Genomic DNA, 23,427 nt, shown 5'->3' on the forward strand with positions numbered 1-23,427 from the left:
ATCAAGATGGATTCCAGCTTTCGCTGGAATGACGGTACGTCACCCGGAGGTAAAGCGAGCGGCTTGGCCGCAACCCGGGCGTCACATCACCGTACTGGTGTCATGCGCATTGGCCGTGTTCGCCACCGGCGTCGCCGCCGTGGTGCGCAGGCGCGAGGCCGTGTAGCCGGTGACGCGGTCGCGGCCGGCGGCCTTGCTGGCATACAGCGCGGCATCGGCGCGTTCGAGCAGCTTTTCCACGCTTTCGCCGTGGTGCAGCTCGGCGACGCCCAGACTCAAAGTCGTGCTGAACAAACGGTTGTCGATCGACAGTGGCCGGCAGTTCACCGCCGCGCGCAGGTTCTCGGCCACGCACAGCGCCTCGCGCAACTGCGTGTCGGGCAGCACCACCAGGACTTCGTCGCCGCCGTAACGCCCGAACAGGTCGTAGGTACGCAAGCGGTTGCGCGTGCGCAGCGCGACAATGCGCAGCGTCTGATCGCCGACGCGGTGACCGTGCGCATCGTTGATCCGCTTGAAGAAATCGATGTCGAAGAACACCACCGACAGCGGACGCCGCCCGCGATGCGCGGCGTCGGCAAGCGCCTCCAGGCGCTCGTTGATCGCCGAACGCGTGAGCGCGCCGGTGAGCACGTCGTAGGTCGCCAGTCGGCTGGCGTGGTCGCGATCGCGGCGCATCTGGTGCATGTGGTCGGTCAGGCCGATGGTCAGCACCAGGCCGCCCATCGCCAGGCCGATCGGGAACGCGTACTCCATCCACTCCGGATTGCGCCAACCGCCAAGCAGTTCGCCCATGCGCAGCATGACGAGCGCGATCATCGGCGCCCACGACAGCACCATGAAATACGCCTCGCGCTGCCGGCTCCACGCGCCGGCGATGCTGGCGACGAAGGTCGTCACCGCCGACACCAGGAAGACCGCATTCGCCAGCCACCCCAGCCAACCCGCCGCGCTGCCCAGGTTGGCCAGCAGCAGCACCAGCAGCACCGCGTTGCAGCCGTGCAGCACGCGCATGAAACGTGGATGGCGTTCCGGGAGGTTGAGGTAGAGCGCGACGAAGCTGTTGCTCGCCAGCACGCCGAGCAGACCGAACATGCGGCCCACGCGCGGATCCGCGCCGACCAGGTCGGCCAGCCACGGCAGCGCGCGCACCTCGCCGCCGACACAGGCCAGGTACAGCGCCTGCGACGCCAGCGTCAGGAACAGATACGCATAGCTGCGTTCGCCGATTCCCACCCAGAAGCCCACGGCCAGCAGCGCCAGGACGACCAGCGTCCCCAGCACGAACGTGCGCAGGGCGACGTGCCGCAGGTCCTGGCGATGCACCACCGTCAGCGGCTCCACGTCCACCGCCATCGGCGACGGGGTCAGGGCCTGCACGCGCAGGTAGATCGATTCGCCGGTGGCCAGCCCCTGCGGCAGCGGGATCACCAATGCGCGGGTCGAGAAGTCGGGATCGGCGTCGCTGCCGACCAGACCGCGGCGCACCGGCAGGACTTCGCCGGGCCGCCAGACTTCGACGTGGTTGAGATAGGGGAAGCGCAGGACCAGGTTCGGCGATTCGGCCGGCGACACAGACTGGCGTGCGGTCAGCCGCCACCAGCGCGGACGGCTGCTGGTCTCGTGGATGGCCTGGCCTTCGACGCGGGCGAATTCGCTCTGGTGCCCGCCGGAGACGACCTGGGCCGGCACAGGATCGCCGTCGAGCCGGGACATGTCGAACAGCTGCGCCGACGCGGACGTCGCCACGAGCATGCCGAACCCGGCCAAAGCAGCCTGCCACCACCGACGCAAGGGTTTCCCCATGACCCGTCTGGTCCCCGAGCTAGGTCAGGGAGCATAGCGTAGTGAGAACTGCGTCGCGAAAACGCCCGACGAAGGGCGGCCCGACGCCGGCCGGCGGTCAGGCCGAGGTGCCCTGCCCCGTGACCCGCGCCACGGCGTCGTGGGCGTGCAGGCTCTCGAAATGGGCCACCTGTGCGTCGAAACGCTCGATCCTCGGATCGGCCGACAGCGCGGCCGCCACCCGGCGGGCGGCGTCCTCGCAGAACATCAGGTTCTCGGCGTTGAGGCGGGCGAAGGCCTGTTCGTCCTCGCGCTTCACGGCCGTCTGCACCGGGGTGGCCAGCGCCGCCTCGAGGGAGTCGATCAACGCCGCAAGCGGGAGTTCGTCGAAGGCCGGGCGCAGTTCCACGCGCACGTCGGCGCGGCTGCGCTGCGCGTGCGGCGTGGCGGCCAGCCCGCGCTCGGAAGACAGCCACTCGCTCACCACCGCCGTCGAAAGCGGGCGCGCGGCGGCGAAATCTTCGGAGAAGCGCTCGGCGTTGAGCTGGCGCGACAACGCAGCAGAGGCCGGACAGGTGCTGGAGTATTCGACACTGAAACGCAGCGCAAGATGCAGATGCCCCTCGCGCAGCGTCGCCTCGATTTCCACCGGATAGCGCTTCCAGCCCGCATTGGCGCTGGCCAGCGCGCGACGCAACAGCAGTTGTTCGTAGCGCAACACCAGACGCGCCGCGCTGGAAATACCGCCCTGCTTCTCCACCAGCGTCTGCAACACGCGGCGCAGGCCGGCCGGCGTGACGGTCTCGCTGGCGAAGGCATCCTGCAATTGGAGGTACATGCGCGACATGTGGATGCCACGCGCGTTGGCGTCCTTCAGGTCCACCGCGACGTCGACCGATGCGGCGACGGTGATCGTCTCGCCGTCGGAACCTGTGACGCGCAGCGGAAGCGCGATGTTGGACATGCCGACCCAGTCGAGCGGTCGCGCCGCGGCGGCGGCGTCGAAAGCGACATCGGGGAGACGGCGCGGAGTGGTCGAGGTCGTGGTCACGGCGTTTGAAGTGGGGTCGGCGCGGGGGAGCGCAAGCGGGGGCCATTGTAGCGGCCGCTCCGGCGGCGGCCGGCGGAGGGGCTGCAACAGTCAGTTCCGGCGCGCGCGGGCGCCTATCGGGACGATAGTCGAGGCTGCCGTCCCCGGCGGATCGCTACGGGACTCATGCCGCGCAAGCGACCTGCCTTACCCGCGTGCGCCGTGCCAGGCGGTCCACAGGGCCGACCAGGGCGGCAGCGGCGTGGCGGCGTCGCCGCGACGCAGACGCTGGCGGGCCAGCGCGGCCCACAGGCGTCGCGGCCGGGTGGCGGTGGCGTTCGGCCAGTGCCTGGACAGTTCGTCTCCCCAGGCGTGCGCCATCGCGCCCTCGCCGGACCGGGCCAGCACGCTCAGCGGGGCGGCCGACTCGCCGGTGTGCGCCAGCCGTGCATGCAGCAGGCCGGCCTGCACGAGCGCGAGACCGTCCGGGGTCCCGCTGAACAGCGACGCCTCGACCTCGCCCGCGGCCTGCGCGAACGGCTTCAACATGGCGAAGGCGTCGTCGCGATCGCGCGGGCGCTCGCGGGTTTCGCGCAACGACGGGACGGCCGCCGCGAGCACCTGCCAGGGCGCCGGCAGCTTCTGCAGCGCGATGCCCAGCGGATGCCGACGGACGCCGCGCGACCAGCCCTGCAGCTCTTCCATCCACCACGCCAGCTTTGCCTCGCCCGGGCGGGCGTCATCGCCGCCCCAGGCCGCATCGGTCAGTTCCTGCAGCAGTGCGGCCCAGGCCAGTGCCGTGTCGCGCTGATGCAGCGGCACGAAGACCTGCGCCACGCCCCACTCCGGCCAGCGCGCGCGCCATTTGTCGAGGAAGCTGTCGAGCGCCTCGTCGCGGTCGGGTGCCGTCATCGGGTGACCGGCCAGGCGTCGGGACGCAGCAGCTCCGAAGGTGTTTCGATCATCACGTCGCCCTGCCAGGCGCTCGGATCGTCCCCGTCGAGGCGATAGCCCCACAGCGCGACCACGGACGGCATCCCGGCGGCGCGCGCGGCGACGATATCGCGCTCATCGTCGCCGACATACACGCAGTCTTCCGGCGCCACGCCGATGCATTCGGCCGCGACGAGCAGCGGCAACGGATGCGGCTTGCGCTCGCTGAGCGTGTCGCCGCCGATCAGCACCGCGCAGCGCGTTTCCCAGCCCAGCACGGGGATGACCTGGCGCGCGAGGTATTCGGGCTTGTTGGTGACGATGCCCCAGATGCAACCGGACTGTTCCAGGGCCGCGAGCATCGCGTCGACGCCGTCGAACAGAACGCTATGACGTCCCAGCGCCTGCTCGTAGCTGTCCAGGAATTCGGGAAGCCAGTGCTGACGCTCATCCTCCGGAACCTCGGGGAAGGCCGCCGCGACCATCGCGCGCCCGCCCTTGGACACGTGCGGGCGCAGCTCGGTCAGCGCCATCGGCGGCTGGTTGCGGCGCGCGCGCATCGCGTCGATCGCCGCGACCATGTCCGGCGCGCTGTCCAGCAGCGTGCCGTCCAGGTCGAACAGCACCGCCTTGGGAAACTTCACCGCCTCCACCACCGCCATCACGCCACGTCCGGCTTGGCCGCGCAGGCCAGGTAGTTCACGTCGGTGCGCGAGATCACGCGGGCGCTGTTGCGCCAGGGCTCGTACATCAGGCCGCTCACGTCTTCCAGCGACAGGCCGGCGTCACGCAGCCAGGCGCCCAGTTCGTGCGGTTTGATGAAGTCGCGGTACTGGTGCGTTCCGCGCGGCAGCAGGCGCGCGACGTATTCGGCGCCGACGATCGCCAGCGCGAACGCGGCCGGCGTGCGGTTGAGCGTGGACAGGAACAGCTTGCCGCCCGGCCGCAGCAGCATCGTGCAGGCGCGAATGATCGAGCCGGGATCGGGCACGTGCTCGAGCATTTCCATGCAGGTGACAGCATCGAATTGCCCGGCCATCTCGTCGGCGAGCGATTCGACCGACTGCAGGCGGTAGTCGACCTTCACACCCGATTCCAAGCCGTGCAGGCGCGCGACCTTCACCAGTTCCGGTGCCAGGTCGAGCGCGGTGACGCTGGCGCCCTCGCGCGCCATCGCTTCGCTGAGCAGGCCCGCGCCACAGCCCACGTCGAGCACGCGCGCACCGCGCAATGGCGTGCGCTGCGCCACGTAGCCCAGTCGCGCGGGATTGAGGGCGTGCAGCGCCTTCTGCGGGCCTTCCGGGTCCCACCAGCGCTGCGCGAGCGCGCCGAACTTGTCGAGTTCGGACTGGCTGAAGTTGCTGTCGGTCGAGGATTGAGTCGTCATGCAAAGTCTCCGCAAGCGTCATCCGGGGATGACGGCCGCAACGGATGGAATCGAAAGGTCAGGTCAGCCGGATCGCCGCGACCCGCTCGCGCCACTGCCGCGCGTTGGCGACGAGCGCGGCCGCGTCCATGTCGACGAGCATGCGCTCGCGCAGCTTCGCGCGGCCGGCGATCCATACATCGCTGACCTGGTGGCGGCCCGTGGCGTAGATCAGCTGCGAGACGACATGGTGCAGCGGCTGCGTTTCCAACTGGCCCAGGTCGACGCAGACCAGGTCGGCCTGCTTGCCCGGCTCGATCGAACCGATGCTCGACTCGAAGCCCAGCGCGCGCGCGCCGCCGAGCGTGGCGGCGTGCAGCGCGGTGGCGGCGTCGAACGCGGAGGCGTCCTCCGCCACGGCCTTGGCCAGCAGCGCTGCGGTGCGCGTCTCGCCGAACATGTCCAGGTCGTTGTTGCTGGCGCAGCCGTCGGTGCCGATGGCGACGTTCACGCCGGCCTTCACCAGCTTGCCGACGGGGCAGAAGCCCGAGGCGAGCTTGAGGTTGGATTCCGGGCAATGCACCACGCTCACGCCGCGCTGCGCGCACAACGCGATCTCCGCGTCGGTGAGCTGGGTCATGTGCACGGCGATCAGGCGATCGTTCACCAGGCCCAGGCGGTCCAGACGCGCAAGCGGCCGCTGGCCGAGCTTCTCGTGCGACTCGACCACTTCGTGCGCGGTCTCGTGCGTGTGCAGGTGCACCGGGATGTCGAGCTGGTCCGAGAGCATGCGGATGCGCTCGAGATTCTCGTCCGACACGGTGTACGGCGCATGCGGCGCGAAGGCGGTCGCCACCAGCGGATCGTCGCGCCACTGGTCGTGCACTTCGCCGGCGCGCTCGAAGTATTCCTCGCTCGTCTTCGCCCACGCGGTCGGGAAGTCGATCACCGGCAGGCCGACGCGCGCGCGGAAGCCGTGCTGCTTGTAGACGGCGGCCTGCACGTCGGGGAAGAAGTAGTTCTCGTTGGCGCATGTGGTGCCGCCGCGGAGCATCTCGGCGATCGCCAGGGTGATGCCGTCCTCGATGAACTCCGGGCCCATCACCGCGCCTTCGACCGGCCAGATGTGGCCCTGCAGCCACTCCATCAGCGGCAGGTCGTCGGCGACGCCGCGCAGCAGCGTCATCGGGTTGTGCGTGTGCGCATTGACCAGGCCGGGGATCAGCGCGGCGTCGGGACGCGAGACGGTTTCCTTCGCGGTGAAGCGCGTACGCGCCTCGCGGATCGGCAGCAGCGCGACGATCGCGCCGTCGCGCACGGCGACGGCGTGATCCTCCAGGACCACGCCGCGCGGCACCACGGGCACCACCCATCCGGCTTCGATCAACAGGTCGCAGGCTTCGGGGATGCGGTCGTGGGTCATGCGGCCTCTCTTCTATGCGCCCTCCCCTGCCTGCAGGGGAGGGTTGGGGAGGGGTGCGAGCCGCGACGCGGCTCGCATGGTTCCAGGATCGCTTTCCGATATTACGGAAGCGGACTCGCGGGCGAAGGGATGACCTTCGGATCGCGTGACAGCCTGGATCCCGGCTTTCGCCGGGATGACGCATCGGCAAAGCCGCTCGCGCGGAGCGCGAGCGGGCCGATGCATCACTTCACTCGGCTGACGTACTCGCCCGAGCGGGTGTCGACCTTGATGATTTCTTCCTGGCCGACGAACAGCGGAACGCGAACCACCGCGCCGGTTTCCAGCGTGGCCGGCTTGCCGCCGCCGCCCGAGGTGTCGCCACGGACGCCCGGGTCGGTCTCGGTGATCTTCAGCTCGACGAAGTTCGGCGGCTGCACGGCGATCGGGGTGCCGTTCCACAGCGTGACCACGCAGGCTTCCTCGCCCTTGAGCCACTTCTCGGCGCCGCCCATGCCGGCCTTGTCGGCCTGCACCTGCTCGAACGACTCCTGGTTCATGAAGTGCCAGTACTCACCGTCGGAGTACAGGTACTGCATGTCGGTGTCGACGACGTCGGCCTGCTCGACGCTGTCGGTGGCCTTCATCGTCATTTCGACCACGCGGCCGGACTTGATGCTGCGGTACTTCACGCGGGTGAAGGCCTGACCCTTGCCCGGCTTGACGTACTCGGTCTCGGTGATGATGCACGGGTCGTTGTTGACCAGGATCTTCTGGCCGTTCTTGACGTCGTTCATGCCCAGGGTGGCCATGAGTGGAGCTCCTGCTTAGGTGAATAGGTGTCGTCCGGCCGCCCCCAATGCGGTGAGTGCGGGCGGGAGGCTAGAATGTCGGGCTGTTGTGCCCGGCCGGATGGCCGCGGCGCAAGGAAAACCGGTCCGTCATGATACCTGCTGCCCCCCTTTCCCAGCACCCCGCCACGTCCGCCGCCCCCGCACCGCGCTGGCAACAGCTGTGGCGCGATGCCGTACGCGATCCACGTGAACTGCTGTCGATGCTCGGCCTGGACGCGGCCGCGCTGGGCGTCTCGGACGAGGCCGCCACCCAGTTCCCGCTGCGGGTACCGCATGGCTTCGTCGCCCGAATGCGACGCGGCGACGCGAGCGACCCCCTCCTGCGCCAGGTCCTGCCGCTGGACGCCGAGATGCGCCCCATGCCCGGCTTCAGCCTGGACGCGGTGGGCGACGGCGCGGCCAAGGCCGGCCACGGCGTGATCCGCAAGTACCGCGGGCGCGCCCTGCTGATCGCCACGGGCTCGTGCGCGATCCACTGTCGCTACTGCTTCCGCCGCCACTTCCCGTACGCCGAGGAAACCGCCGCCGCCGCCGGCTGGCGCGAAGCGGTGGCGGCGATCCGCGCCGACGAGACCATCGACGAGGTGATCCTGTCCGGCGGCGATCCGTGGTCGCTGGCCACGCCCAAGCTGGCCGAGTTGACCGACGCGCTGACCACCGTGCCGCACCTCAAGCGCCTGCGCGTGCACACGCGCCTGCCGGTCGTGCTGCCCGAGCGCGTGGACGACTCGCTGGTGGACTGGCTCGCCGCCCTGCCCTGGCCGGTCACCGTGGTCCTGCACGCCAACCACGCCAACGAGTTCGATGCCACCGTGGACGCGGCCCTGGCACGCCTGCGCGGCGCCGGCGCGCTGCTGCTCAACCAGGCCGTCCTGCTGCGCGGGGTCAACGATTCGGTGGATGCGCTGGCCGCACTGAGCGAACGCGGCCACACGGCCGGCGTGCTGCCCTACTACCTGCACCAGCTCGACCGCGTGCAGGGCGCGGCGCACTTCGAAGTCCCCGACACGACAGCGCTGGCCCTGCACCGCGAGCTGGCGGCACGCGTGTCGGGTTACCTCGTGCCCAAGCTCGTGCGCGAGGTCGCCGGCGACCCGGGCAAACGTCCGCTCTAGTCGACACCGCCAATCCGGCGCATTTGGCATCGTGCGCGCGACGCGGGTCTCAAGTTCGCGCCGCTGCGGTCGCTAAACCGTCATATCCCCGGATTTCCGGTGCGCACGAATGGACTGAACATCCTGTTCATGTCATAACTCGTGCTTGGGGAGGTGACGCAATGCATTTCGGCAAAGACACGGCGCTGCGCCTGCTGATCATCGACGACAGCGTCGAGGCAGCCGAGGCCATCGTCAGCGGCCTGCGCAACAGCGGCATCGCGGTGCGACCATCGCGGCCGGAAAACGAGAACGACCTGGCCACGCTCATCGCCAGCCAATCGCCGGACCTGGTCCTGGCGGCGCGCGAGGCGACGCTGGTGCCGATCACCAAGGTCATGCAGGCGGTCGACGCCAGCGGCAAGGACCTGCCGGTGCTGATGCTGCTGGACACCGTCGACGACACGCGCCTGCTGGAGATGATCACCCTGGGCGCGCGCGGCATCGTCCTGCGCCGCAGCGGCGAGCACGTTCAGGTGCGTGTCCGTCAGGAATGGGCGGACCTGGAGGCGCGCCGTTCGCAGCGCCGCCTGGAGGCGCAGATCCGCGAGACCGAGCGCCGCTGCGACGCGCTGATCGACTCTTCGCGCGAGCCCATCGCCTACATCCACGAAGGCATGCACATCCGCGCCAACCAGGCCTACCTGGAGGTGTTCGGCTTCGAGTCCTTCGAGGACATCGAGGGCATGTCGCTGCTGGACCTGATCGCGCCGCAGAAGGTCGAAGGGTTCAAGCAGCTGCTCAAGCAGATTTCCAAGGGCGAGGCCCCGCCGCGCCACGAGACCGAGGCGCGCGCGCTCGACGGCAACGCGTTCCCGGCGGTGATGGAATTCACCAGCGCCACCTACGAAGGCGAAAGCTGCCTGCAGGTCATCCTGCGCCGGCAGGAAGTCGATCCGGAACTCGCGCGCGAAGTCGAAGCGCTGCGCCAGCGCGACCAGGTCACCGGCCTGCTCAATCGCGCCACGTTCCTGCGTTCGCTGGAAGACTCCGTCGCCGACGCCGCGCAGAACGCCACGCACCATGGCCTGCTGCTGATCGAGCCGGACCATTTCAACCGGCTGCTCCAGGAGATCGGCCTGGACGCGGCCGATGCGCTCGTTGCGGCGATGGGCGAACGCCTGCGCGGCGCGCTGGGCGCCGAGCACGTCGCCGCGCGCTTTGGCGAACACCAGTTCGCCGTGCTCGTGCCCAACAGCGACCACCGCCACACACTCGGCCTGGCCGAGAAGATCCGCGCCGCCTTCGCCGACCACGTGCTGGAAACCGCGGACCGTTCGATCAGCACCACCGTCAGCATCGGCGGCGTGCAGATCGGCGAGAAGATCGCCAGCATCACCGCCGTGCTCGGCAAGGCCAGTCTGTGCCTGCAGTCGGCCAGTGGCGTGGGCGGCAACCGCACCGAACTGTTCGACCCCGGCGCGGCCGACCGCGCCGAGGAAGAGCGCGTGGAAGCCTGGGTGCAGCGCATTCGCGACGCGCTCGACGCCGACCGCTTCGTCATGGAATACCAGCCCCTCATCGGCCTGCACGGCGAGCCGATCGAGATGTACGAGGCCTACCTGCGCTTGCAGGGCGAGCACGGCGAACTCGTGCCGCCGCTGGCCTTCCTGCAGATCGCCGAGGAACACGGGCTGCTGTGGGAAATCGACCGCTGGGTCGTGGGCAAGGCGATCTCGGTCATCGGCGAACGCATGAAGTCCGGCCGCCAGACCACGGTACTGGTCAAGATCACCCAGGCCTCGCTGCAGGACAACACGCTGCAGACCTACATCCAGGAAAAGCTGGCCAAGCACGGCGCCGACGGCAACCTGCTGGTGCTGCAGCTGCCCGAATCGAAGGTGTTCACGCACCTGCGCGCGGCGCAGGAATTCCAGGCCCAGGTCGCCCAGTACGGCGTGCGCGTGGGGCTGGAGCAGTTCGGCGTGGGCCTGAATTCGTTCCAGCTGCTCACGCACTTCAACGCGGCGCTGCTGAAGATCGACCGCAGCTTCATGGAAGACCTCAGCGGCAATCCCGACCACCAGGCGCGGGTGCGCGAAATCGCCGAGAAGGCGCGCGAACTGGGCAAGACGACCATCGCCGAATTCGTGCAGGACGCGGCGAGCATGAGCACGCTTTTCGGCGCAGGCATCGATTACGCCCAGGGCAATTTCCTGGCGCCGCCCTCGCCTGCGATGGACTACGAGTTCTGAGCGTCAGGCTCCATCGTGCATAAAAGAAAAAGCCCGCCTTCCGGCGGGCTTTTTCGTTACAACGTGGCGGCCGCGATCAGCCGACCACGGTGCCGCGTACCTGCTCCATCGGCGCATTGCGCAGCGCCTGGATGCGCTCTTCCAGCGGCGGATGGGTCATCAGCAGGCGACGCAGGCCGTGGCCCACCGCGCCGCTGATGCCGAACGCCTGCACGGTCTTGGGCAGCGTGCTCTCGCCGTAGGTCATCGACAGGCGCTGCAGCGCGGCGATCATCTTCTCGCGACCGGCCAGGCGGGCACCGCCCGCGTCGGCGCGGAACTCGCGATGACGCGAGAACCACATCGCGATCATGCTCGCGAACAGGCCGAACACCATGTCCAGCACGAACACGATGACGAAGTAGCCCAGGCCCGGGCCGCCCTCGCGGTTGCCGCTGAGGTAGCTGTCGATCACGCGGCCGACCACGCGCGCCAGCACGATCACGAACGTGTTGAGCACGCCCTGGATCAGCGCCATCGTCACCATGTCGCCGTTGGCGACGTGGCTGACTTCATGGCCCAGTACGGCTTCGGCTTCGTCGCGGTTCATCGCGCGCAGCAGACCGGTGGACACCGCGACCAGCGAGTTGTTGCGGCTCGGGCCGGTGGCGAAGGCGTTGATTTCCGGCGCGTCGTAGATCGCGACCTCCGGCATCTTGATGCCCGCGGCCTCGGCCTGGCGGCGCACGGTGTCGAACAGCCACTGTTCGGACTCGTTGCGCGGCTGGTCGATCACGTGGGCGCCGGTGGAGCGCTTGGCGATCCACTTGGAGGTCATCAGCGAGATCAGCGAGCCGCCGAAGCCGAACACCGTCGCCATGATGAGCAGGCCCGCCTGCCCGCGTACCTGCACGCCGAATACGTTCTGCAGCACCGCCATGACGATGCTGAGCAGGGCCAGGACGGCCAGGTTGGTGGCCAGGAAGAGAGCGATGCGCTTGAACATGATGGGAACCTTGCGCGCACCACGCGCGCCATGCAGGAAAAATGTGGCACGCTGCCGTTGAATTCAAGTGAAATCCGCCATCCGCGCCTTTGCCTGACGAGCCCGTTGTGACGATTCCTCCTGCGCCGCCCGGCTACCGCGGCCGGTTTGCGCCCTCTCCGACCGGCGATCTGCATTTTGGTTCACTGCTCGCCGCATTCGGCAGCTGGCTGCTGGCGCGCAAGGCGGGCGGACGCTGGCTGGTGCGCGTGGAAGACCTCGATCCCCCGCGTGAAGTCGCCGGCGCCGCGCGGCGACAGCTCGACGCGATGACCGCCTTCGGCCTGGTGTCCGACGAGGAGGTGGTGTGGCAGAGCGCGCGTTCGTCGCTGTACGAAGCCGCCCTCGCCCAGCTGCTGTTCGAGGACCGTGCCTTCTTCTGCCATTGCAGCCGCACCGACCTCGCCTCGGTGTCGGGCATCCACCGTGCATGTGTCGCGCGTGAGCCCCGCCTGGATCCCGCGGTGCGGCTGCGCGTGCCCGACGGCAGCATCGTCGCGTTCGACGATGCGATCCGTGGGCGTGTCGAACAGGACGTGGCGCGAGAGGTCGGCGACTTCGTGCTCAAGCGCGCCGACGGTTACTGGGCGTATCAGCTGGCGGTGGTGGTGGACGATGCCGAACAGGGCATCACCGACATCGTGCGCGGCGCCGACCTGCTCGACTCCACGCCGCGCCAGATCCTGCTGCAGCGCGCGCTCGGTCTGCCCACGCCGCGTTATGCGCACCTGCCGCTGGTGTTGGGGCCGGACGGCCGCAAGCTGTCCAAATCCGACGCCGCCCAGCCCGTCGATCCCGCGCAGCCCCTGGTCACACTGCGCGCCGCGTGGGCGCGTCTGGGACAGGCGCCCGACGCGCTCGCCGACGCGCTCGACGTGAACGACCTCCTCACGCGCGCGGTGGCGGCCTTCGAGGCCGCGCGGATCCCTTCGCAAGCGCCGGATCGACCGCACGAAATGTAATGAGTCGCGCGCACGATGGACACCGCGCGGTCACACTAGAATCGAAGCGCCCCCAGCCCGCGCGGCGGCCGGGGAACTCATGGAGATTCCCACATGCAATCACGCGTCGCCCTCGTTACCGGCGGTACCGGCGGTATCGGCAGCTCGATCGTCCAGCGCCTGGCCGGCATGGGCCACCGCGTGGCCACCAACTACCGTGACGAGGACCGGGCACGCGCCTGGCAGGCGAAGATGCGCGAACGCGGCGTGGACGTGGTGCTGGCGCGCGGCGACGTGTCCTCGCCGGACGAGGCGCAGGCGCTGGTGGAGGACATCGAACGCCAGCTCGGCCCGATCGAGGTGCTGGTCAACAACGCCGGCATTACCCGCGACTCCACCTTCCACCGCATGACGCCGGTGCAATGGAACGAGGTGATCGGCACCAACCTCAATTCCTGCTTCAACGTCACCCGCCCGGTGATCGAGGGCATGCGCGAGCGCAAATGGGGCCGCATCGTCCAGATCAGCTCGATCAACGGCCTCAAGGGCCAGTACGGCCAGGCCAACTACGCCGCGGCCAAGGCCGGCATGCACGGCTTCACCATTTCGCTGGCCCGCGAGAACGCGCGCTTCGGCATCACCGTCAACACCGTCTCGCCCGGCTACGTGGCCACCGACATGGTGATGGCCGTGCCGGAGGACGTGCGCGCCAAGATCGTCGCGGAGATTCCGACCGGCCGCCTGGGCTCGCCGGAGGAGATCGCCTACGCGGTGTCGTTCCTGGTGGCGGAGGAGGCGGCGTGGATCACCGGCTCGAACCTGGACATCAACGGCGGCCACCACATGGGTTGGTGACGCGGACGCGTTTCAGGTGCCGTTATCGTTGCCGGCGCGTTGACCCCGTCCACGCGCTCCGGCGCGGATCGCCGAGGTTAACTTTCCGTCAAGCGGCAGTTGCAACCCCCGTCGCGCTGAGCCATGCTGCGAAGCATCACGATTTAGAGCCGAAGCTCCATGGCCTCGATGCGCGTCATCAAGAAGTATCCGAACCGACGGCTCTACGACACCGAGATTTCGAGCTACATCACCATCGAGGACGTTCGACAGCTCATCGTCGACGGGGAGGAATTCGAGGTGCGCGACGCCCGCAGCGGCGACGACCTCACCCGCCAGGTCCTGCTCCAGATCATCGCCGAGCACGAACAGGACGGCGAGCCGGTCCTGTCCACGCAGCTGCTGAGCCAGATCATCCGCTTCTACGGCGACTCGCTGCAGGGCTTCATGGGCAGCTACCTGGAGCGGTCGATGCAGGTCTTCCTCGACCAGCAGCAGCAGTTCCGCAACCAGATGGGCGGCATCCTCGGCCAGACCCCGTGGGCGCTGATGAACCAGCTCACCGAACGTAACCTGCAGATGTGGAACGAGTTTCAGCGCAATCTGTCCGGCAGCGTCGGCCAGAGCACCACCCCGCCGCCGGGCCCGACCAAGAAGCCGGCGGGCGGCGAGCAGAAGCGCTAGCCTCTCTGATCCGTCATCCCGGCGAAGGCCGGGACCCAGGCCATCACGCGTTCCGAGCAACAGCGCCGCCTTTCGGCCAGACCCGCTCGTGAACGAAGCGAGGTCGAAGCGAAAAGCCTGCAAAGTCCATGAATAGTGCAGCCATTCGGCGGGCCAACAGACCCCGCCTTCGCGGGAATGACGGCGAGATGGATTGGCGGAGAGGGAGAGGGAGTGCCCCTACGCCGCGAGCCTGGGTCCCGGCCTTCGCCGGGACGACAGGCTGAAGAACGCGATCGCTGCGATGCCGCACCCGGCCATCGCCGCACCCTGCCGCATCACCGCGCGGCCGTGCTCGCGCCCGCCCCCGCCCCGCAGTACTGCGCCCTGAACTGCTCGGCCTGCGGCATCAGAGATTGCAGTACCTGGATGCGGTTGGCCGGGTCCGGATGCGTCGAGGCGAACTCCGGTGGACGTTCCCCGCCCCCCAGCTGCGACATGCGCTCCCACAGCGGGATCGCCTCATGCGGGTTGTAGCAGGCCGCCGCGGCCAGCATCAGACCGACCTTGTCCGCCTGCGTCTCATGGTTGCGGCCGTACGGCAGGATGAAGCCGTACTGCGCGCCCGCGCCGAGCGCTGCCATCACCGCCTGCTGCTGTTGCGGATCCATGCCGCCGATGGCCATGCCGGCGGCCATCTGCCCCATCTGCACCAGCTTCTGCTGGGCCATGCGCTGGCTGCCGTGACGCAGCAGCGCATGGGCGATCTCGTGTCCCATCACCACCGCCATCGCATCGGCGTTCTGGGCGATGGGCAGCAGCCCGGTGTAGACGGCCATCTTGCCGCCCGGCAGACAGAACGCGTTGGCCTGCTCGGACTGGATTACCGCCACGTCCCACTGGAACGCCTGGTGGTCGGTCGGCGTCTGCTGCTGGTTCTGCGCCGCCAGCGTGGCGGTCACCTGCGGCACGCGTTCGATCAACCGCTGCGCGATCTGACGGACCTGCTGGCTCACCTGCGCATCGGCCGGCAACAGCGCGCCCTGTGCGTTCGCATCGCCGAGCACCTGCTGGAACGCCTGCGCGCCCAGCTGCACTTCCTCGTCGGCCGTGGCGCCGTAATGCGCCTTCTCGCCCGTGTAGGGATCCACGCGCGCATTGCCGAACCACTGCCACGCTGCGTAGCCCGCGAACAGGATCAGGATCCACCAGCGAATACCGCCAAATCCACGGCGCGGCCGGCCCTGCTGCCGCGCGTCCCCGCCCAACGGGTCAATCCTCATCTGCATCCTCCTGTTCCGTCCCTGGATAGTCTGCGGCTACGTCGCGGTCCGGTTCGATGCTCAGATTTCCCGCACCACGCGGAACCCTATCCGCGCAGTCGTGTTGTTGGCGTCATTGCCCTGCCGCCAGGCCGATCGCAGTTCTTCAGGTGAACTGGCCCAGGAGCCTCCCCGTACGACTCTTGAACGGCAACCCGGGTTCAGCCAGGCCGCGCCATCGCGGGGGGCGCGACGGTAGTTGTCGTGCCAACAGTCGGCGACCCATTCGCTGACGTTGCCGGCCAGGTCGTGGAGGCCCCAGGCGTTCGGGTTGTAGCTGCCCACGCGCGTGGGGCCCCAGGTGCCGTCGCCATAGCCCGGGAATGCGTTGCGCCAGCGCCGTCCGCTGGGCGAGACATCCGCGCCGCCGGTGAAGTTGCCCGATCGGGCCGGCGGCGGGCCGTCGCCCCACGGAAAGCGGCCGCGACCGCCGGCCCGCAGGGCGTATTCGAATTCCGCCTCGCTCGGCAGCCGGTAGCGCTGCCCCGTCTGTGCGGAGAGCCACTCGGCGTATGCGATCGCATCCTTCGCGCTGACGTGGATCACCGGCATGTCGTCGCGGGCCGGCTGGCCCGTGTAGTCGGACTGCCAGTCCACGTTGCCCCGACGCACCAGGTTGCCGCTGCGCTCGTCGTAAGCGGTGGAATAGCCGCGGCGCGTGGCGCGCGCGCGATGCTTCGTCGCCTGCATGAAGCGGCGGAACTCGCCGACGGTGATCTCGGTGCGTGACATCGCCAGGCCTCGATCGAAACGGATGTTGCGCGCCGGGCGTTCGGAATCCTGGCCTTCGTTTTCCTCCGACCCCATGCGGAACGCGCCGTGCGGAATCACCACCAGTTGCGGCCCGCGGCCGCCGCCCTGCATCGCATCGGTGAATACCTGCCCGGGCCGGAACAGGCCGTAATGCGTCGCCAGATCGATGCGTTCGCGCAGTTCCTTCGCCGCCGGGTCACCCGCCGGCGCGATGCGCAGCAGCACGGCGAGCTGGCGCCGGGCCTCGTCTATACCGCCCTGCCGCATCAACGCCGCCACGCCCGCGTCGCGCAACGCGTTGACGCGCACGATGCGCTGCATCGCCAGCCGGCCGCGCGCGTCTTCGACGCTCGGCGCCGGCGGGCGCACCTTGGCGGCGATGGCCAGTTCGCGTTCGGCGCCGGCGTAATCGTCGCGATCGGCGGCGATCTCGGCGCGGCGGATCAGCGCGCTTTCCACGGCGGCGATGCCCTGCATCGCGCGCATGTCGCCGGGCCGCAGTTCCAGCGCCTGGCGGAAATGTGTCAGCGCTTCGTCGCGCCCGCCGTCCACGCCAAGCCGGCCGGCGTTGAGCGCTTCTTCGCCGAGGCGGTTAGCCTCCTGCGAGTCGTCCGCCCGATCCAGCCGCGCGAGGTATTCGACGATGTCCACGTTCCCCGGCGCCACGGCACGCGCGACGGCCGCGATCTCGTGCGCACGCCGCAGCGAAAGCGGATCGCGATCCAGTCCCGCGAGCGCTTCGTCGCCGCGGACGATCAGACGCTGCAGCGACTTGTCGAACCCTCTGTTGGCGGCGGCGTCCTCCGGATCGAACCGGCGCAGCGCGAAATACAGCGGGATCGCGTCGTCCGCGCCGCCGAAAAGGCGCCCACGCGCCAGCGCCTCGGCGGCCTTCTTCTTGAGCTCGGCGGCGTTCTCGTCGGTCACCTCGACCTGCGGAATGCGCCACGGCGGCACCGGTGAAACCGCCTGGTCCGCGCTGATCGTGACGATGGGCGTGCGTGCACCGCCCGCATCGTCGGACGAAGGCGAGGACGCTTCACGCGAGCATCCTGCCGCCAATGCGGTCATCAGTGCGATTGCCGCGATGCCGGCCAACAGCGGTGCGCGCAAACGTCCTCCTCGCCTCCTGGGCGGATCACGGGGCCCGGCCTTCACGGGCTGCGGTGCCGGGAGCCTCGAAAGTAGGCTATTGTCGCCCGCCCCGGCAACCGCCGACCGACCGTCCTGCACCCCGACATGCCCGCCGCCTGGATCACCGACCCCGCCGAACTGCGGGCCCGCTTCGCCACACGGCCGTCGCGCATCGGGCTGGACACCGAATTCATCCGCGAACGCACCTACTGGCCGCAACTGGCCCTGGTGCAGATCGCGCTGGAAGCGTCGGAGTCGGAACCGGACATCCTGCTGATCGATCCGCTCGCGCCCGGAATCCTTGAAGCGCTGACGCCGATCCTCGCCGACGAGTCCATCGTCAAGGTCATGCACAGCCCCAGCGAAGACCTGGTGGCGTTCAAGCACGCCTGCGGCGTCGTGCCCAAGCCCCTGTTCGATACGCAGCTGGCGGCCGCGCTGACCGGCATCGGTGGCGGGCTGGGCTATCAGAAGCTGGTCGAGCAGCTCACCGGCACCGCGCTGCAGAAGGGAGAGACGCGATCGGACTGGCTGCGTCGCCCGCTCTCGCCGTCGCAGTTGGAATACGCCGCCGATGACGTGCGCCACCTGTTCGAAATGCACGACCAGTTGGACCACCGGCTGGGGGAACTCGACCGCCGCGAATGGCTTGCCGAAGACGCCGCCCGCACGGTGTTCAATGCCGAGAACGAAGCGCCCGAGCGCTGGCCGCATGCATCCATGCGCAGTGCGCAGTTCCTCGATCGTCCGGCGCAATTGCGTCTGCTGCGCCTGCTGCGCTGGCGCGATGCGTATGCGCGCGACAACGACCGCCCGCGCAACTGGATCCTCGACAACGAACTGGCCGTCGCCCTGGCGCGCACGCCGCCCATCGACCGCGCCGGCCTGCAACGCATGCTCGATGCGCATCCCAAGTCGCCGCGCCGCCTGGCCGACGCCGTCTGGAATGCATTGACCACACCGCTCACCGACGAAGCCGACGCCCCGGAAGCGGCGCAGACAGAAAATCGCGACAAGCAGCAACTGCGCAAGCTGCAGGACGCGGTCGCCGCACGCAGCGCGGAACTGGGCCTGCCGGACGGAGTGCTGGCTTCGCGCCGCTGGCTGGAAGTGCTGATGGACCAGGGCGAGTGGCCGGACGCTCTGGCCGGCTGGCGCCGCCGCGCGTTGGAGCCCGACCTGGCGCCGCTGCTCGCCCAGGCCCGCTGAGCGGCTACATCGCCGCCAGCTCCGCCAGTCGACGCGGCTGTTCGTTCAAGAGCAGTCGCTCGCCTTCTTCGTACACCCGCGAGGCGGGGCCGACGATCGCCGGATCGGGCTCGCCGATCGCAGCCAGATCCTTCGCCGTGTAGTCGAACGTGCGCAGCACGAGCCGCATGGCATTGACGCGTGCGCGCTTCTTGTCATCGGACCGGATCACCGTCCACGGCGCATCGGGCGTGTCGGTGGAGACGAACATCGCCTCCTTCGCCCGCGTGTACTCGGACCATTTGTCGAGCGAGGCGAGGTCCACCGGCGACAGTTTCCACTGCTTGAGCGGATCCTTGCGACGCTGGGCGAAGCGGCGGTGCTGCTCCTCGCGGCTCACCGAGAACCAGAACTTGAACAAGCGCACGCCACTGCGCACCAGCATGCGCTCGAAGTTCGGGCACTGGTGGATGAATTCCAGGTACTCGTCGGTGGAACAGAACCCCATCACCCGCTCCACGCCGGCGCGGTTGTACCAGGAGCGGTCGAACAGGACGATCTCGCCCGCGGCGGGCAGGTGCTCGACGTAACGCTGGAAATACCACTGCGAGCGCTCGGTATCGCTGGGCTTTTCCAGCGCGACCACGCGGGCGCCACGCGGATTCAGGTGCTCCATGAAGCGCTTGATGGCCCCGCCCTTGCCGGCGGCGTCCCGGCCTTCGAACAGGATCACCACGCGTTGCCCCGTCTCCTTCACCCAGACCTGCCACTTCAGCAGCTCGATCTGCAGACGCCGCTTCTCGCGCTCGTAGCGACGACGCGACATGCGAGCGCCGGAGGGGATGGGGAGCATGTCCGCCGACGGTGCCTCCGAGTCGGGGGACGACGGGCCCATCCCGTCCTGCGTCAGTTCCTCGGCCGAATCCGCCATGCCCGGTCTCCTTGAAAGAAAGACCGCAATGTCATCCCCGCCCCGCCCCGCCCGCTTGACCGCGATCAATCCGCGCCTGAGCCGGAATCGCGCCTCCGCCCGGCCGGACACCCAGGACTAGCGCGCCATCCCATCGCCCGCTAAACTTTGCCCCTCGTGGGGCGGTAGCTCAGCTGGGAGAGCGTCGCGTTCGCAATGCGAAGGTCGGGAGTTCGATCCTCCTCCGCTCCACCACTTCACACCAGCCAGAACAGCGCGTTACGCCTCCGGCGTGATGCGCTGTTTTGCTTTGGGGCGGTGACAGCGGTTATCGGTCATCAGGCTTGGTCCATCCGAAGCCGGCCGGCGGCGGCGAGTCGGATGCGACACGATCGTGTCGCCCGAAGGACGAACTCTCGATAGCGCGGGACACCAAGGCGCGCACCTGTTCGCAAACATGCACATGCTTTGCGGCAAAGTCGAATCGCCAGGACCGCATTCGAGGTTCCTCATCGAACCGTCCCTCGGCATGCCGCGCGTGCAACCCCTGCGCGAAATCCCGCGCATCCTGCGTGCAGACACCGCGCAATCGGACGACGAACACATGAACACGTGTCAGGTCGATCGAACAAGGTAAGCCTCCCTGCCCGGCGTGCGCGCCTGACGTAATGCCGCGCGCCTGCGCTGAACAGACTCGCCGATGGCCGTGCCCATGCGGCGGGCGCGTTCGCCCTGTCGGGGGCGGCGCTTGACGGTCGTACTCCAGTCGCGCCGTTTCCGCTCTTCGATCACGAAAAGGAAGCAGCGACCATGTCCAAGACCACCGCGCAATTGCGCCGCCTCTGGCATGAATTCGAATGCGGGGAGGACGCGATGGTCCTCATCCCGTTCGGACCGGACAAGATCCGGGTGGCGCCACCGACGACGGAAGCATTCGAGGCACTCGCCGCGGTGCTGCATCACCACGGCTACGAAATCCGCACGCAGGACACCGACAGCTACAACTGCCGCACCATCACGGGCGGCGCCGGCAAGAGCCTGCATTCCTATGGCATCGCCGTGGATGTGAACTGGCAGACCAATCCGTTCAAGGATCACCAGGGCACGCGGCAGGTGCGGTTCTCGCAAGAGGACACGCAGGCCCTGCGCGCGCGCGACGTGCGTTTCGGCCGCGCCGACACCGACATGACGGCGGCGATGATCGACGACGTGCGCAAGATCCGCACGCGCGCCGGTATCCCGGTGTTCGAATGGGGCGGCAGCTGGGGGGGCCACAAGGACTGCATGCATTTCGAACTGGATGTCTCGCCGGAAGAACTTGCGGCGGGGCTGGACCGTGAGTCGATCGCGGGGCTGGCGGCCTACCTGGCCACGCTGGAAGGCCACGCTCCGGAACCATCGACGCTCACGGTCATGCCCACGGTGTCGCCGCTGTCGACATCCACCGAGCGCTTCGAAGTGATCGCACGCGACGGACTGCGCCTTCGCACGGGGCCTTCGACCGGCCACGACATCAAGCGCGTCCTGCCCGCCGGCACGCAGTTGTTCGTCATGAATCGAAGCGAAGGCTGGGCGCTGGTCGACCTGCTCGGCGATGGTCTGGCCGACGGCTTCGTGAGCGCGGCCTTCCTGCGCGCGCAAGACGGCGTTTCGCCTGTCGCGATCGCCGCCGCGCCTGCAATCGTGCCCGTGGAAACCGGACGCGCGGACATCACAGGCAACGTGACCGCCGAGCTGGTCGCACGCATGTTCCCCAGCACGCCCAAGGCGAACATCGTCACGCACCTGCCCGACGTGCTCGCAGGACTGCATGCCGGTGGACTGGGCGACCGGGACATGGTGCTGATGGCGCTGGCCACCATCCGCGCGGAAACCGAAGGCTTCCGCCCGATCTCCGAAGGCCGCAGCGGTTTCAACACGCGCACGCATCCCTTCGATCTGTACGACCCGGGCACTCGGGTGGGCAGCAATCTCGGGAACACCGAACCCGGTGACGGAGCGCGGTTCAAGGGCCGCGGATTCGTGCAACTGACGGGACGAGACAACTATCGCCGCATCGGCGGACAGATCGGTACGGATCTCATCGGCAATCCGGAACTGGCCAACGACAGCCGAGTGGCGGGCCGGATCCTCGCGCAGTTCCTGCGCAACTGCCAACCCCGCCTGCGCGCCGCGCTCGCCGCGAACGATCTGGTCAAGGCGCGACGCTGCGTCAACGGAGGCACGCACGGCATGTCGCGGTTCCGCGATGCGTGGGAACGGGGTGAGGCAGCGATTCCCGGCTGAGTCAGCCTGCCTTCTTGCCGCGGAATTCCGCCACGACTTCCTGCGGCGTCGGGTTGGCCTTGGCCCTGCCGTTGACGTAGACGATCGGCACCGGGCCGTTCATCACCGACATCACGCGCGTGGCCTCTTCCTGCGAGGTAATGCTGTTGAAGCTGGCGCTGTCGGTTCGCGAATAGGCAACGCCATGCTTCGACAGGTGCCGCACGAGTTCGTCCGTGCGCCGTGCGGCGTCGGAGGTGCAATGCTTCGGCGCGAACACCACGACGCCGCGCGACGGGACACCATCGGGCAGCGGCATCGATTTGAAGCCGCGCGCGCTGTCGCCTTCGGCCTTGCCGCCGGAGCCGACGTGTTCGCTCACCCATGCCTTCGGATCGACGCGTCCGGTCGATACGTACGTCTTCCAGACCCCCACGCCGGCGACGAGCAGCAGTGCGCCCGCGCAGACCTTCAATGCGTTCATTGCCTTCCCCTTTGCGATGACGCGGCGAGCCGCCTGGCTGCCGTCCTTCCCTGTGCGGCGCACCGCGGCACCGCGCCTCGGCAGAAGCCTCGCACACTCGGCGATGGGCCGGCTACCATCGGCCGATGCGCATCCCTTCCTGGCTTCTGGGCACCGTCCTGCTCCTCGCCGGTTGCGCGAGCAGAGGACCCTCCATGCAAGACCACATCGATGCGCTGATGCGCCAGTACAACGGCCCCGTCCCGGGCGCTTCGGTGCTGGTGCTGCGCGATGGCGACGCCGTGGTGCGCCGCACTTACGGCATGGCGGACCTGGAAGCGGGCGTCGCCGCCACGCCGGCCACTCACTACCGCCTCGCCTCGGTCAGCAAGCAGTTCACCGCCACGGCCGTGCTGCTGCTTGCGCAGGACGGCCGGCTCGGCCTGGACGATCCGGTCCGACGCTGGCTCCCGTCCCTGCCCGCCGCAGCGGACACGGTGACGATCCGCCACCTGCTCACGCACACCTCGGGCCTGATCGACTACGAGGACGTGATGGACCCGGCCGATCCGCGCCAGGTGCATGACGCCGACGTGCTGCGATTGCTCGAATCGCAGGACCGCACGTACTTCGCGCCCGGTGCCGGCTATCGCTACAGCAACAGCGGCTATGCGCTGCTGGCGTTGATCGTGGAGCGCGCGTCAGGCCAGCGCTATGCGCAGTTCCTGCGCGAGCGGATCTTCCTGCCGCTGCACATGGACGATGCGGTCGCGTTCGAGGCGGGCATCTCGCAGGTGCGCGATCGCGCCTACGGCTACAGCTTCGTGGACGGCGCATGGAAACGCACCGACCAGAGCACGACCAGTGCGGTGCTCGGCGACGGCGGCATCTATGCCTCGATCGACGATCTGGCGAAGTGGGACGCGGCGCTCTACGACGGCCGGCTGCTTCCGGTGGAAACGTTGCGCGCGGCGTTCACGCCCGCCACGCAGACCGACGATCCGGACGTGCAGTACGGCTTCGGCTGGCGCATCACCGGGGAGACCCTGTGGCATTCGGGCGAAAGCATCGGTTTCCGCAACGTCATCGTGCGCTGGCCGAAACGCCATCTCACCGTCGTCGTGCTGACCAATCGCGACGATCCGGAACCTTATGAGACGGCGAAGAAGATCGGTGCGCTGGCAATGCGCGATCCGGCTCCGCGCTGATCG

General features: G+C 68.6%; 20 protein-coding genes and 1 tRNA gene. 9 read left to right on the forward strand and 12 right to left on the reverse strand.

Annotated elements, in window-relative coordinates; translation table 11 throughout:
• Window positions 1-81: 81 nt before the first annotated feature.
• From JI752_RS08410 to efp, 7 genes are all read right to left on the reverse strand, one after another.
• Window positions 82-1,806, reverse strand: coding sequence for a GGDEF domain-containing protein (locus JI752_RS08410; RefSeq protein WP_216962206.1), 1,725 nt, complete (start codon window positions 1,804-1,806; stop codon window positions 82-84).
• Between the two features lie 97 nt (window positions 1,807-1,903).
• Window positions 1,904-2,836 carry a GTP cyclohydrolase FolE2 gene (folE2, locus tag JI752_RS08415; RefSeq protein WP_216962209.1) on the reverse strand — a complete coding sequence of 311 codons (933 nt, stop codon included), beginning with the start codon at window positions 2,834-2,836 and terminating at the stop codon, window positions 1,904-1,906.
• Between the two features lie 186 nt (window positions 2,837-3,022).
• The gene (locus JI752_RS08420; RefSeq protein WP_216962212.1) at window positions 3,023-3,727 is read right to left on the reverse strand and encodes a phytoene/squalene synthase family protein; all 705 of its coding nucleotides are present in this window, start codon (window positions 3,725-3,727) and stop codon (window positions 3,023-3,025) included.
• Entirely contained in the window at window positions 3,724-4,410 is a 687-nt protein-coding gene (locus tag JI752_RS08425; RefSeq protein WP_216962215.1) for a phosphoglycolate phosphatase, read from the reverse strand. The genes JI752_RS08420 and JI752_RS08425 overlap by 4 nt, the downstream gene beginning before the upstream one ends.
• Window positions 4,410-5,135: a bifunctional 2-polyprenyl-6-hydroxyphenol methylase/3-demethylubiquinol 3-O-methyltransferase UbiG gene (gene ubiG / locus JI752_RS08430; protein ID WP_216962218.1), complete on the reverse strand. Its 726-nt coding sequence runs from the start codon at window positions 5,133-5,135 to the stop codon at window positions 4,410-4,412. Before ubiG ends, JI752_RS08425 begins: the two co-directional genes overlap by 1 nt.
• A 58-nt stretch (window positions 5,136-5,193) precedes the next feature.
• Window positions 5,194-6,537, reverse strand: coding sequence for a TRZ/ATZ family hydrolase (locus tag JI752_RS08435; RefSeq protein ID WP_216962221.1), 1,344 nt, complete (start codon window positions 6,535-6,537; stop codon window positions 5,194-5,196).
• Between the two features lie 224 nt (window positions 6,538-6,761).
• Complete coding sequence (efp, locus tag JI752_RS08440; protein ID WP_216962224.1) at window positions 6,762-7,328, reverse strand: elongation factor P; 567 nt, start codon at window positions 7,326-7,328, stop codon at window positions 6,762-6,764.
• Between the two features lie 131 nt (window positions 7,329-7,459).
• Between efp and epmB the strand changes: the two genes are divergently transcribed.
• Together epmB and JI752_RS08450 are read left to right on the forward strand one after the other, a co-directional pair.
• Window positions 7,460-8,485, forward strand: coding sequence for an EF-P beta-lysylation protein EpmB (gene epmB, locus JI752_RS08445; protein ID WP_216962226.1), 1,026 nt, complete (start codon window positions 7,460-7,462; stop codon window positions 8,483-8,485).
• Window positions 8,486-8,646: 161 nt separating this feature from the next.
• Complete coding sequence (locus JI752_RS08450; RefSeq protein WP_216962229.1) at window positions 8,647-10,719, forward strand: EAL domain-containing protein; 2,073 nt, start codon at window positions 8,647-8,649, stop codon at window positions 10,717-10,719.
• Between the two features lie 76 nt (window positions 10,720-10,795).
• On the opposite strand, the gene htpX is transcribed toward JI752_RS08450, so the two are convergent.
• Window positions 10,796-11,704, reverse strand: a complete 909-nt coding sequence (gene htpX, locus JI752_RS08455) for a protease HtpX (protein ID WP_216962232.1) — start codon at window positions 11,702-11,704, stop codon at window positions 10,796-10,798.
• A gap of 107 nt (window positions 11,705-11,811) precedes the next feature.
• Between htpX and gluQRS the strand changes: the two genes are divergently transcribed.
• From gluQRS to phaR, 3 genes are all read left to right on the forward strand, one after another.
• A complete protein-coding gene (gluQRS, locus tag JI752_RS08460) occupies window positions 11,812-12,705 on the forward strand; it encodes a tRNA glutamyl-Q(34) synthetase GluQRS (protein WP_342315727.1) in 894 nt (297 codons plus the stop codon).
• A gap of 93 nt (window positions 12,706-12,798) precedes the next feature.
• Window positions 12,799-13,539 carry an acetoacetyl-CoA reductase gene (gene phbB / locus JI752_RS08465; protein WP_216962235.1) on the forward strand — a complete coding sequence of 247 codons (741 nt, stop codon included), beginning with the start codon at window positions 12,799-12,801 and terminating at the stop codon, window positions 13,537-13,539.
• A gap of 159 nt (window positions 13,540-13,698) precedes the next feature.
• Window positions 13,699-14,202: a polyhydroxyalkanoate synthesis repressor PhaR gene (gene phaR, locus JI752_RS08470; protein ID WP_216962238.1), complete on the forward strand. Its 504-nt coding sequence runs from the start codon at window positions 13,699-13,701 to the stop codon at window positions 14,200-14,202.
• 317 nt (window positions 14,203-14,519) lie between these two features.
• Here phaR and JI752_RS08475 read toward each other — a convergent pair whose 3' ends face one another.
• Together JI752_RS08475 and JI752_RS08480 are read right to left on the reverse strand one after the other, a co-directional pair.
• On the reverse strand, window positions 14,520-15,464 hold the full coding sequence (locus tag JI752_RS08475) for a M48 family metallopeptidase (RefSeq protein WP_216962241.1): 945 nt from the start codon (window positions 15,462-15,464) through the stop codon (window positions 14,520-14,522).
• A gap of 60 nt (window positions 15,465-15,524) precedes the next feature.
• Window positions 15,525-17,327: a formylglycine-generating enzyme family protein gene (locus tag JI752_RS08480; RefSeq protein WP_216964177.1), complete on the reverse strand. Its 1,803-nt coding sequence runs from the start codon at window positions 17,325-17,327 to the stop codon at window positions 15,525-15,527.
• Window positions 17,328-17,495: 168 nt separating this feature from the next.
• On the opposite strand from JI752_RS08480, the gene rnd reads away from it, so the two are divergent.
• Window positions 17,496-18,599, forward strand: a complete 1,104-nt coding sequence (gene rnd / locus JI752_RS08485) for a ribonuclease D (RefSeq protein WP_216962243.1) — start codon at window positions 17,496-17,498, stop codon at window positions 18,597-18,599.
• A gap of 4 nt (window positions 18,600-18,603) precedes the next feature.
• Here the strand turns inward: rnd and ppk2 are convergent, their stop codons facing one another.
• The gene (gene ppk2, locus JI752_RS08490; RefSeq protein ID WP_216962246.1) at window positions 18,604-19,509 is read right to left on the reverse strand and encodes a polyphosphate kinase 2; all 906 of its coding nucleotides are present in this window, start codon (window positions 19,507-19,509) and stop codon (window positions 18,604-18,606) included.
• 158 nt (window positions 19,510-19,667) lie between these two features.
• Between ppk2 and JI752_RS08495 the strand changes: the two genes are divergently transcribed.
• Window positions 19,668-19,743 (forward strand) — tRNA-Ala (locus JI752_RS08495).
• A gap of 555 nt (window positions 19,744-20,298) precedes the next feature.
• On the forward strand, window positions 20,299-21,774 hold the full coding sequence (locus JI752_RS08500; protein ID WP_216962250.1) for a M15 family metallopeptidase: 1,476 nt from the start codon (window positions 20,299-20,301) through the stop codon (window positions 21,772-21,774).
• Between the two features lies 1 nt (window position 21,775).
• Here the strand turns inward: JI752_RS08500 and JI752_RS08505 are convergent, their stop codons facing one another.
• The gene (locus JI752_RS08505; RefSeq protein ID WP_216962253.1) at window positions 21,776-22,237 is read right to left on the reverse strand and encodes a hypothetical protein; all 462 of its coding nucleotides are present in this window, start codon (window positions 22,235-22,237) and stop codon (window positions 21,776-21,778) included.
• Window positions 22,238-22,362: 125 nt separating this feature from the next.
• Between JI752_RS08505 and JI752_RS08510 the strand changes: the two genes are divergently transcribed.
• Window positions 22,363-23,424: a serine hydrolase domain-containing protein gene (locus JI752_RS08510; protein ID WP_216962257.1), complete on the forward strand. Its 1,062-nt coding sequence runs from the start codon at window positions 22,363-22,365 to the stop codon at window positions 23,422-23,424.
• The last annotated feature ends 3 nt before the right edge of the window (window positions 23,425-23,427 follow it).

The organism is Lysobacter sp. MMG2 (genome assembly GCF_016735495.2).
In the GTDB taxonomy this organism is placed as follows: Bacteria; Pseudomonadota; Gammaproteobacteria; order Xanthomonadales; family Xanthomonadaceae; genus Lysobacter_J.